Source organism: Streptomyces sp. NPDC056361 (assembly GCF_042262805.1).
Taxonomy (GTDB): Bacteria; Actinomycetota; Actinomycetes; order Streptomycetales; family Streptomycetaceae; genus Streptomyces.
This window is the reverse complement of record NZ_JBHJQI010000202.1, coordinates 1-10,681: the sequence shown is the minus strand read 5'-3', so window position 1 is coordinate 10,681 and position 10,681 is coordinate 1. Positions and strand designations below refer to the sequence as shown.

The following is a 10,681-nucleotide window of genomic DNA, read 5'->3' as shown; positions in this document are numbered from 1 at the left end:
GAGTCGTAGATGCCCCGTCCGGTGAGTAGCCCGCGCGGGCTACTCTCCGGACGAAGACGCAGGTCGGCGACCTGGGAGGGGCCGCCCGGGCGGCCCCTCGATCAGGTGAGCCTGGTGCTGGCGATCCGGGCGCGGTAGAAGCGGCCCTCGTAGCCGTAGTAGTCCAGCCCGCGGCGGTAGCTGGGCTTCCCGGTGGGGTCGAAGAACTGCACGTACTCGTTCCACCAGCGGCTCTGGCCCGGTACCGGGTCCGTCACGTCGATGGACTGGAGCCAGAAGGACTCGCCGTCGACGGCGCGGGCGAAGGACTTCACGCCGGGGCTCTGCGGCCGGATGTTCGTGAGTTGCCTGATGTCCGCCTTGTCGACGCTCCAGATGGCCTGGGCGCCGTTCAGGAGGAGCCTGCTCGGGTCGCTGAAGTCCATGTCGAGGCTGTGGCCGTCGAACCTGGTGGGCCACCCGTACTTCTGGACGAGTTCCAGGCGGGCGCCCTTGAGGGAGCCGGTGATGCGGTACTTGGCGAGCGTCCACGAACCGAGGGCGTACAGGAAGGAGCCGTCCCACCAGAGGCCGTGCGCGCCCGTGTACTCGATGCGGTCGACCGGCTCGGACCCGAGCGTGGCGGGATCGTCGGCGTTCGTGGGGGCGTACACGGACAGGTAGCCCTCGTAGGGCAGGGCGGACGACACCGACTCCGACGATGCCACGACCACGACGCCGTGACTGCGGACGTACTCGACCGCGTGCGGGTTCCCGCCCGGGGTGGCCGACCACAACAGGGCGTCGTCGTCTCCGAAGTTGACCATGCCGACCTTGCCGCCGCCCGCGGCGACCATGCACACCCAGCCGAAGCGGTCGGTCTCACGGAAGCGCGCGTCGTTGAGACGGGCCCACGCCGACTGGGCGGGCGCCGCCCATTCCCAGCCCAGGTTCTCGGGCGTCCACAGGTTGATCGCGCGGAACAGCATGACCTTGTTCTTGACCTGCTCCGTCACGAGCACGTCGTAGTTGCCCGCGGCATGGGCGGGCGTCGCGGTGGCGACGGAGGCGAGCGGCGCCCCCAGGCCGACCGCGATGGCACTCTTCAGCAGATTGCGACGGTTCACGAATATCCCCCCCGGGATTACTGGAAAGTTCGGGCGTCAAGCTAACACGCCCCCCGAGCCGGTCTCAGGGCTGGGAGATCTTGCCTTCCGGACGGCGGAGTCACCCCTTCCGGGCCGGTGGCGGCCGTCGGCAAGATCAAGCGGAGGGTGGAGCCGCGCGCGCGTAGCCTGGGGGGAGGAGGTGGTTGCGATGCTGTCGGACTCCCCCATCGCCGCGATCATTCCGGTCAACGACATGGCCCGGGCCAAGCGCTTCTACTCGGAGACCCTCGGTCTTCCCCTCACCAGGGAGTCGGCCGAGGACACCAGGTACGAGTGCGGTGGCACCGTGATCGGGCTCTACGAGACGCCCTACGGCGGCAAGGCCGAGCACACCCTGGCGAGCTGGAAGGTGGCCGACCTCGACGCGGAGATGTCGACACTGCGCTCCAAGGGCGTCACGTTCGAGGACTACGACCTGCCCGGCATCAAGACGGTCGACGGCGTGGTCGAGTCGGACACCATGCGGGGCGCCTGGTTCAAGGACAGCGAGGGCAACATTCTCTGCGTGGTGGAGGAACGAGCGGCCTGACACACGCGCGTCCGCGCGGGGCGCCGGCCGTGAACGGGTCGGCCGACGCCCGCGCGTGACGGTGTCATGAGGCGCCGAAGCGGTCCCTCAGCTCCCGCTTGAGGATCTTTCCGCTGGCGTTGCGGGGAAGCGCGTCCACGAAGTGGACCCGCTTCGGCGCCTTGAACGAGGCGAGGTTGTCCCGTGCGTGGGCGAGGAGTTCGGCCTCGGTGACCTCGCCCCGGCGGACGACGACGGCCGTGACCGCCTCGATCCAGCGGTCGTCGGGGAGGCCGATGACGGCCGCCTCGGCGACGCCGGGGTGGGTGTAGAGGGCGTCCTCGACCTGGCGGGAGGCGATCAGGACGCCCCCGGAGTTGATGACGTCCTTCACCCGGTCGACGATGGTGAGGAACCCTTCGGCGTCGCGGACGGCGAGGTCGCCGGAGCGGAACCAGCCGCCCCGGAAAGCCGCCTTGGTCTCCTCGGGCTTGTCCCAGTAGCCCGAGCACAGCTGCGGTGAGCGGTACACGATCTCGCCGGGTGTGCCGTCGGGCACGTCCTTGCCGTCCTCGTCGACGACCCGGGCCTCGACGTGGCGGACGGGCCGGCCGCAGGAGTCCATCCGGCCCTCGTGCTCGTCGGGCCCGAGGACCGTGGCGAGCGGGCCGATCTCGGACTGGCCGAAGCAGTTGTAGAACGCGAGGCCGGGGAGCCGGGCGCGCAGCCGCTCGAGGACGGGGACGGGCATGATCGAGGCCCCGTAGTACGCCTTGCGCAGCGCCGACAGGTCGCGTGCGGTGAACTCCGGGTGGTTGGCGAGGGCGATCCAGACGGTCGGCGGGGCGAAGACGCTGTCCGCGCGGCCCGCCTCGATCAGGTCGAACAGGACGGCCGGGTCCGGTCCGTCGACGATCGTGTTCTCGGCGCCCACCGCGAGGTAGGGCAGCAGGAAGACGTGCATCTGCGCCGAGTGGTAGAGCGGCAGCGCGTGGACCGGCCGGTCGTCCTCGCTCAGGTCGAGGGCCTCGATGGCGCTCGCGTACTCGTGCGCGAGCGCCAGGTGGGTCATCATCGCGCCCTTGGGCAGGGCGGTGGTGCCCGAGGTGTAGAGCAGCTGGGCGAGGTCGCGGGCGTCGCGGTCGGTGGGGTACGGCTCCGGTTCGGCGAGCGCGTCGAGCAGTGAACCGGGCGCGTCCCGCAGCGCCTTGACCGCGAAGCCGTCGGGGATCCGGTCGGCGAGGGCGGGGTCGGCGAGGACGAGCGAGCTGTCCGACTGCTCCAGGACGTACGCGAGGTCCTCGCCCGTCAGGTGGTGGTTGACCGGCACGTGGACCAGGCCGGCCCTGGCGCAGGCGAGGAACGCGATGAGGTAGGCGTCCGAGTTGTGGCCGTACGTCGCCACCCGGGCGTACTCCGGCAGGGCGAGGCCGTGCCGCCGCTCGCGCAGGACGGCGGCGGCGGTGGTGACGGCCTCGTCCAGCTCCGCGTACGTCCAGGTCCGGTCGGCGTACCGCACGGCGATCCGGTCGGGGACGCGCCGGGCGCTCGCGCGAAGGACACCGTCGACGGTACGGCTGGGGAGTCGATCCATGCGGTGATCCTCCGCGCGGCACGGGCGGAAGGTCAAGTACCGCGTCGCGCAGCGCAGATGCCCGGACCTCGGATACCGAACGGGATGTTGACATGGGGGCGCGGGACTGCGTGCATGGTCCGACCCGCAGTGCTCATCGACCCGTTGGGAGGCACGTTGCACCTCCGCACCCGTCTGAAACACCTGGCACTCACCGGCGCCGCACTCGCCGTCGTCACCGCCTCGCTGCCCGGCGCGGCGGCCGCCGACTCCGGCGACCGGGGCCGGCACCCGTCGGACCGGGGCCTGTCGGCCGTCATCCGGTACACCGAGTACGGCATCCCGCACATCGTGGCGAAGGACTACGCGAACCTCGGCTTCGGAACGGGGTGGGCGCAGGCGGCCGACCAGGTCTGCGTGCTCGCGGACGGCTTCCTCACCGTCACCGGCGAACGCTCACGGTACTTCGGCCCCGACGCCGCGACGGACGGCTCGCTGTCGTCCGCCGCCACGAACCTCTCCAGCGATCTGTACTTCCGCGGCGTGAAGGATGCGGGGACGGTCGAGGAACTGCTCCGGACGCCGGCGCCCGCCGGGCCGAGCGGCGACCTCAAGGAACTGATGCGCGGCTGGGCGGCCGGCTACAACGCCTGGCTGCGCAAGAACAGGATCACCGACCCCGCCTGCGCGGGCGCCGACTGGGTCCGCCCGGTGACCGCCCTCGACGTGGCCCGGCGCGGCTTCGCCGTGTCCGTGCTCGGCGGCCAGGGCAGGGCCGTCGACGGCATCACCGCCGCCCGGCCGCCCGCCGCGCCCCCGGCGGCACCCGTCTCCGGCGCCGTCCCCGATCCGGACGCCGCCGCCACGGCCGCCAGGGAGCTGTTCGCCGCCGAGAACGCCACCATGGGGTCGAACGCCGTCGCGTTCTCCGGCGCCACCACGGCGAACGGGCGCGGGCTGCTCCTGGGCAACCCGCACTACCCGTGGCAGGGCGGCCGGCGCTTCTGGCAGTCGCAGCAGACCATTCCCGGCGAGCTGAACGTGTCGGGTGCCTCGCTCCTCGGCACCACCGTCGTGAACATCGGCTTCAACGACAAGGTGGCCTGGAGCCACACCGTCGCCACCGGGGTGCCGCTCAACCTGCACCAGCTGACGCTCTCCCCCGGCGACCCGACCTCCTACCTCGTCGACGGCCGCCCGGAGCGGATGACCGCGCGCCAGGTGACCGTGCCGGTCAAGGACGGCGCCCCCGTCACCCGTACCCAGTGGTGGACGCGGTACGGCCCGGTCGTCGGCGGCCTCGGCGCACAGCTCCCGCTGCCCTGGACCACGACCACGGCGTACGCGCTCAACGACCCCAACGCGGCGAACCTGCGCGGCTCCGACACCGCGCTCGGCTTCGGCAAGGCGCGCTCGACCCAGGACGTCGCCGACACCCTGCGCCGCACCCAGGGGCTCCCCTGGGTCAACACGGTCGCGGCCGACGCCGCCGGGCACTCGTTCTTCAGCCAGGCCCAGGTGCTCCCCCGGATCACCGACGAGCTGGCGCAGCGCTGCTCCACTCCGCTCGGCCGGGCGACGTATCCGGCGTCGGGCGTCGCGGTGCTCGACGGCGCGCGGTCCGACTGCGCGCTCGGCTCCGACCCGGACGCGGTGCAGCCGGGGGTCTTCGGACCGGCCCGGATGCCGGTGCTGCGGGACACCCCGTACGTCGAGAACTCCAACGACAGCGCCTGGCTGACCAACGCCGACCGGCCGCTGACCGGCTACGAGCGGATCTTCGGCACGATCGCGACCCCGCGCTCGCTGCGCACCCGGGGCGGTGTCGAGGACGTGACGGCGATGGCGGCACGCGGCGGCCTGACGGTGGCCGACCTCCAGCGCCAGCAGTTCGCCAACCGGGCACCGGCCGGCGACCTGGCGGCGGCCGACGTGGCCGCGGCCTGCCCGGCCGCGCTGCCGGACGACCCGGAGGCCTGCCGGGTGATCGGCGCCTGGGACCGGACGGTCGACACGGACAGTCGGGGCGCGCTGCTCTTCGACCGCTTCTGGCGGAGGTTCACCGGCACGGTGAAGCCGACCGACCAGTGGCTGGTGCCGTTCTCCGCGACCGACCCCGTCCGCACCCCGCGCACGGTGAACACCGCGGCGCCGGGCTTCGCGAAGGCCCTCGGCGACGCGGTCGCGGAGCTGCGGGCGGCGGGCATCCCGCTCGACGCGCCCCTCGGGGAGCACCAGTTCGTGGTGCGGAACGGGCAGCGGATCCCGGTGAGCGGCGGGACCGAGGCCCTCGGCGTCTGGAACAAGACCGAGTCCGCGTGGAGCGCGGCGGGCGGCGGCTACGTCGACGTCGTCCACGGGACCAGCCACGTGCAGGCGGTGGGCTGGGACGGCGGGCGGTGCCCGGTCGCCCGCACGCTCCTCTCGTACTCCCAGTCGTCCGACCCCTCGTCGCCGCACTCCGCCGACCAGACCCGGCTGTACGCGGCCGAGCGCTGGGTGACCTCCCGTTTCTGCGAGAAGGACATCCTGCGCTCGCCGGCGCTGCGGGTGGTGGTGGTGGTCAGGGGCTGACGGGAGCCGCGACGGCCCCGGGAGCCGTCACGGCCCGGGGCTCGTCAGGGCCCCGGGACCCATGGCGGTCCGGGTGCCGTCACGGACTGAACGAGAGGAACACGAAGGCGGCGAAGATCGCGAGATGGACGCCGCCCTGGAGGAGGGTGGCCCGTCCGGGCACCACGGTCAGCGCGCTCACCACACCGGTGAGGGCGAGCAGGACCATGTGCAGCGCCCCCAGGCCGAGCACCAGGGGCCCGGACAGCCAGACCGAGGCGAGGGCGATCGACGGGATCGTCAGGCCGATGCTGGCGATGGCGGACCCGTAGGCGAGGTTGAGGCTGGTCTGCACGCGGTCGCGGCGGGCCGCCCGCACGGCGGCGAGGGTCTCGGGGAGCAGCACCATCAGGGCGATGACCACACCGACGACCGCCTTGGGCAGGCCGGCCGACTGGACGCCGTCCTCGATGGTGGGCGAGATCAGCTTGGCGTTGCCGACGACGGCGACGAGGGCCACCACCAGGAGACCGAGGCTGATCCACGCCTCCCGCTTGCCCGGCGGGTCGGCGTGGTCGTCCGCGGAGTCCTCGCCCGGGCGCGGCACCGGGAGGAAGTAGTCGCGGTGGCGGACCGTCTGGACGCCGACGAACACCGCGTACAGGCAGAGGGAGGCGACGGCGGCGAAGGTCAGCTGCGCCGAGGAGAACTCGGGGCCGGGATGGCTCGTGGTGAACGTCGGCAGGACCAGCGTCATCGTCGCGAGCGTGCAGACGGTCGCGAGCGCGCCGCCCGAGCCCTCGGCGTTGAAGACGGCGACGCGGTTGCGCAGGGCCGCGACGAGGAGCGACAGGCCGACGATGCCGTTGCAGGTGATCATGACGGCGGCGAACACGGTGTCGCGCGCGTACGTCGCCGTCTTCTCGCCGCCGCCCACCATCAGCGCGACGATCAGTCCGACCTCGATGACGGTGACGGCCACGGCCAGGACGAGCGACCCGTAGGGTTCGCCGACCCGGTGGGCGATCACCTCCGCATGGTGCACGGCCGCCAGGACGGCGGCGAGGAGGCAGAGCGCGATGAGCCCCACGGCGAAGCCCGGCAGGTCGCGGCCCCACGCCGCGACCAGGACAAGCCCCGCCACCACCGGCCCCCACGTGGTCCACTGCCGTGTCAATGCGGTCGAACTCGAACTCATGATCCGCATCCTGCCACATCGGACCTTTCGCCCCTTTCGTTCGGTCCGCGCGGCCGGGGCCCACACACCTGTGCGCGCTGCCGCGTCAACGACCCGTCACACGACCGGCGGCCAGGTCCATGAGCCGGGCGAGGACGCGCCCGCCGGACGCCGACAACCCGTCGTGCTCCCACTCGTTCGTCACCCAGACACGGGTCGCACCCACGTCCCTGGCCGTGCGCAGTGAGAGGCCCGCGTCCACGTACATGTCGTCGTGGTAGACCACCGCGGCCAGCGGGACCTCGTTGGCGGCGAGGCGTCCCAGGTCGTACAAGGCCGGCCAGTCGGTGCGGGCGGCGAGCAGGTCCGCGGCGTCCGCGAACGGACGCAGGCCCCTGATCTCGCGGAACATCCAGGGGTACATCATCTCGCCGGTGAGCAGCAGCGGGTCGGCGTCCTCCGCGAACTCGGGGAAGCCGGCCATGGCCCGGGAGGCCGCCCAGCCGGTCGGACCGGCCCCCTGCCCGTACAGGGTCTCCTGCAGGACGGCGAACAGCGGGTTGTCGGCGAACCCCGTCAGGGTCGTCACCTGCTGGAGGAAGGTGTCCGTCAGCTCGCCGTCGGCGTCCACGGACTCGTCGAGCAGCCAGTGGAGCCGCTCGAAGCCGTCCCCCATCCCGAGGACGAGCCCGAGCGTCCTGAGCCGGCGCGGGGTCAGCCGGTCCCCGTCGGGCAGGCGGACGTCACCGGCCGCCAGGAGGTCCGCGATCCTCCGCAGCCTGAGCGCGTCCTCCGGGTAGCGGGCGTGGAAGTCGAGGACCCGGTCGCGGACGCGGGGGTAGGTGCGGGCGTACACGTCGTCGGCGGTGGCGGTCAGGCCGGGCAGTCCGCCGGTGACGTAGCAGGCGCGCAGGCCCTCGGGGGCCGTGGACAGGTAGCTGAGGGTGATGAAGCCGCCGTAGCTCTGCCCGAGGGTCTCCCAGGGGGTGTCGCCGCAGAGTTCGCGGCGGATGAGCTCCGCGTCGGCGACGATCGCGTCGGCCCGGAAGTGGGCCAGGTACCCGGCGAGCGCCTCGGGCGAGGCGAACCGGGCGGCGGACCGCACCGTGACCGGGGTGGAGCGGCCGGTGCCGCGCTGGTCGAGCAGCAGGACCCGGTGGGTCTTCAGGGCGTGCGCCAGCCAGCCGGGCGAACCGGCCGACGGGCGGGGCGACTTGCCGCCGGGTCCGCCCTGGAGGTAGAGCAGCCAAGGGAGTTCCTCGCCCGCGCGGGCCGGGTCGGCGACCTCCCGGGCGAAGACCTCGATGGTGGGTCCGCCCGGGACGCCGTGGTCGAGGGGGACGGTGAAGGTGTGGTCGACGGTCGCGTACGCGGGGTTCACGAGGGTCCTTACGGGTGAGGTGTGACATGGCATGCTGCGGCGACGCACACGACCCTCACCTCACCCGCGCGACACGCGGGCCGGGGACCCTCGCGGGGCGTCCTGCCCAGCGGCGGGACAGTCCTCTAGGAGGGACCGTCGTCCTTCGCCCACAGGGAGCGGACGTGGCCCAGGTGGCGGGTCATGCAGGCCTCCGCGCCCGCGGCGTCGCCGGCGAGCATGAGGTCGAGGAGTTCGAGGTGTTCCTCGGCGGAGGGGAGGAGGTTGCCGCTCTCGTCGAGGGCGGTGAGGCCGTACAGGCGGGAGCGCTTGCGGAGGTCGCCGACGGTCTCGACGAGGCGTTCGTTGCCGGCGAGGCCCAGCAGGGTGAGGTGGAAGAGGCGGTCCGCCTCCAGGTAGCCGATGAGGTCGTGCGCGCGGGCGGCGCGCACGATGTCCTCGGCGACGGGGCGGAGGGCTTCGAGGTCTTCGCGGGCGGCGAGCCTGGTGACCTTGCCGACCGTGGGGATCTCGATGAGCGCCCGGATCTCGTTGTACTGGTCGAGGTCGCGCTCGTCGACCTCGGTGACGCGGAACCCCTTGTTGCGGACGGGCTCGACCAGGCCCTCCCGGGCGAGGTCGAGCATGGCCTCGCGGACCGGGGTGGCGGAGATGCCGAAGTCCTCGGCGAGCGTCGGGGCCGAGTACACGACCCCGGGTCGCAGCTCGCCGGAGATCAGGGCGGCGCGCAGGGCGTGGGCGACCTGATCGCGCAGCCGCTCCCGGGAGGCGTTGAGGTCGCGCTGGGTCAGGTGCCCCATGACGGTGGTGATCCCTTCGTTCCGGTTGTCATCACCACCGTACGATGTCACGCTCCCGGGCCCGCGGGTGCCAGGGTGTAGGTCCGCCCCGACGTGTAGAAGTCCAGGGCCGCCGCGCCCTGCTCGCGGGGCCCGTGGCTGGACGCCTTGGAGCCGCCGAACGGCAGGTGGAAGTCGACGCCGGTGGACGGGGCGTTGATCCGGATCATGCCCGTGTCGAGCAGGTCGAGGCCGTGCAGGGCCGTGTTCAGGTCGGCCGTGTGGACGGAGGTGACCAGGCCGTACGGCACGGAGTTGGTGATCCGGATCGCGTGGGCGAGGTCGTCGGCGGCCAGCAGCGAGGCCACGGGGCCGAAGACCTCCTCGCGGAGCAGCCGGTGTCCGGGCGAGACCTTCTCGACCAGCGTCGGGGTCGCGTACCAGCCGATCCGGTCGGGTACGGTGCCGCCCGCGAGGACCGAGAGCCCCCGGGCGGCCTCGACGACCTGGTCGCGGGCGTGCTCGTGGACGAGGGGTCCGCACACGGTGGCCGGGTCGGCGGGGTCGCCGACGGGGACGGCCCGCAGGGCTTCGGAGAGCGCCTCGCGCAGCGGGTCGAGGGCGGCGCCGACGGCGATGACACGGCTGGTGGCGGTGCACTTCTGGCCGGCGTACCCGGCGATGGAGGCGGCGATGTGGGCCGCCGCCTGCTCGATGTCCGCGTCCGGGAGGACGAGCGCCGCGTTCAGTCCGCCCATCTCGGCCTGCGCCGGGATGCCCCGGGCGGTGGCGGCCCTGGCCACCGCCTGGCCCACGGGGGTGGAGCCGGTGAAGGACACGACGTCGGCGGCGGAGACGAGCGCGTTGCCCTCGGTCGCGCCGCCGGGGAGGACCGTGAACACGCCCTCGGGGAGGACCCCTCGGACGATCTCGGCCAGCCGCAGGGCGCAGGCGGTGGCCTCGGGCGCCGGCTTCAGGACGACCGTGTTCCCGGTCGCGAGCGCCGGTGCGGCCTTCCACGTCGGGATGGCGAAGGGGAAGTTCCAGGGGGTGACGAGTCCGGCGACGCCGTGCGGGCGGCGGCGGCTGAGCAGCAGCCCGGCTCCCGCCGCGGTCTCGTGGACGGCGCCGGTGGGGTCGAAGGGGGCCTGGGCGTAGTAGCGCCAGATGGCGACCGTGCGGGCGACCTCGGCCCGCGCCTCGGCGAGCGGCTTGCCGACCTCGCGGACGGCGAGGGCGGCCAGTTCGTCGGCCGCCGCCTCGATGCCGGCGGCGACGGCGCCGAGGGCGGCCGAGCGGGCGGCGGCTCCCGCGCGCAGCCAGCCGGGCTGGGCGGCGCGGGCGCGTTCGACGGTGTCGACGGCGGCGAACGCGCCGGGGGCGGGGATCCGCACGAGCACGTCGGTGGGGTCGGCGGGGTTCCGGGACGTGAGGAGGGGAAGGGCGTCGGTCACAGGAGGAAGCCTCCGGGGAAGGGGTCGTCGGGGTCGAGGAAGTACTGTGCGGTGCCGGTGATCCAGGCGCGGCCGGTGACGGTGGGGATGATGGCGGGCAGGTCGCCG

The 10,681-nt window shown here is 73.1% G+C and carries 9 protein-coding genes; 2 read left to right on the top strand and 7 right to left on the bottom strand.

The genetic code is table 11. The annotated features are described in order from the left end of the window. Positions 1-101: 101 nt before the first annotated feature. Positions 102-1,106, bottom strand: a complete 1,005-nt coding sequence (locus ACFCY7_RS37410) for a hypothetical protein (RefSeq protein ID WP_376490546.1) — start codon at positions 1,104-1,106, stop codon at positions 102-104. Between the two features lie 190 nt (positions 1,107-1,296). On the opposite strand from ACFCY7_RS37410, the gene ACFCY7_RS37405 reads away from it, so the two are divergent. Next, positions 1,297-1,677, top strand: a complete 381-nt coding sequence (locus tag ACFCY7_RS37405) for a VOC family protein (protein WP_376490545.1) — start codon at positions 1,297-1,299, stop codon at positions 1,675-1,677. Between the two features lie 64 nt (positions 1,678-1,741). Here ACFCY7_RS37405 and ACFCY7_RS37400 read toward each other — a convergent pair whose 3' ends face one another. After that, positions 1,742-3,250, bottom strand: a complete 1,509-nt coding sequence (locus tag ACFCY7_RS37400; protein WP_376490544.1) for a fatty acyl-CoA synthetase — start codon at positions 3,248-3,250, stop codon at positions 1,742-1,744. Positions 3,251-3,364: 114 nt separating this feature from the next. Between ACFCY7_RS37400 and ACFCY7_RS37395 the strand changes: the two genes are divergently transcribed. Beyond that, positions 3,365-5,803, top strand: coding sequence for a penicillin acylase family protein (locus ACFCY7_RS37395; protein ID WP_376490543.1), 2,439 nt, complete (start codon positions 3,365-3,367; stop codon positions 5,801-5,803). 79 nt (positions 5,804-5,882) lie between these two features. Here ACFCY7_RS37395 and ACFCY7_RS37390 read toward each other — a convergent pair whose 3' ends face one another. From ACFCY7_RS37390 to ACFCY7_RS37370, 5 genes are all read right to left on the bottom strand, one after another. Further along, the gene (locus ACFCY7_RS37390; protein ID WP_376490542.1) at positions 5,883-6,980 is read right to left on the bottom strand and encodes a calcium:proton antiporter; all 1,098 of its coding nucleotides are present in this window, start codon (positions 6,978-6,980) and stop codon (positions 5,883-5,885) included. An 85-nt stretch (positions 6,981-7,065) separates the two neighbouring features. Next, positions 7,066-8,340, bottom strand: a complete 1,275-nt coding sequence (locus ACFCY7_RS37385) for an alpha/beta fold hydrolase (RefSeq protein ID WP_376490541.1) — start codon at positions 8,338-8,340, stop codon at positions 7,066-7,068. Positions 8,341-8,465: 125 nt separating this feature from the next. Then, positions 8,466-9,140 carry a GntR family transcriptional regulator gene (locus tag ACFCY7_RS37380; protein ID WP_376490540.1) on the bottom strand — a complete coding sequence of 225 codons (675 nt, stop codon included), beginning with the start codon at positions 9,138-9,140 and terminating at the stop codon, positions 8,466-8,468. A gap of 47 nt (positions 9,141-9,187) precedes the next feature. Next, positions 9,188-10,573 (bottom strand): aldehyde dehydrogenase family protein, encoded by a 1,386-nt coding sequence (locus ACFCY7_RS37375; protein ID WP_376490539.1) that lies wholly within the window; start codon positions 10,571-10,573, stop codon positions 9,188-9,190. Next, positions 10,570-10,681, bottom strand: a 112-nt coding sequence (locus tag ACFCY7_RS37370) for a proline racemase family protein (RefSeq protein ID WP_376490547.1), incomplete at its 5' end; no start/stop codon positions are given. The genes ACFCY7_RS37375 and ACFCY7_RS37370, both read right to left, overlap by 4 nt.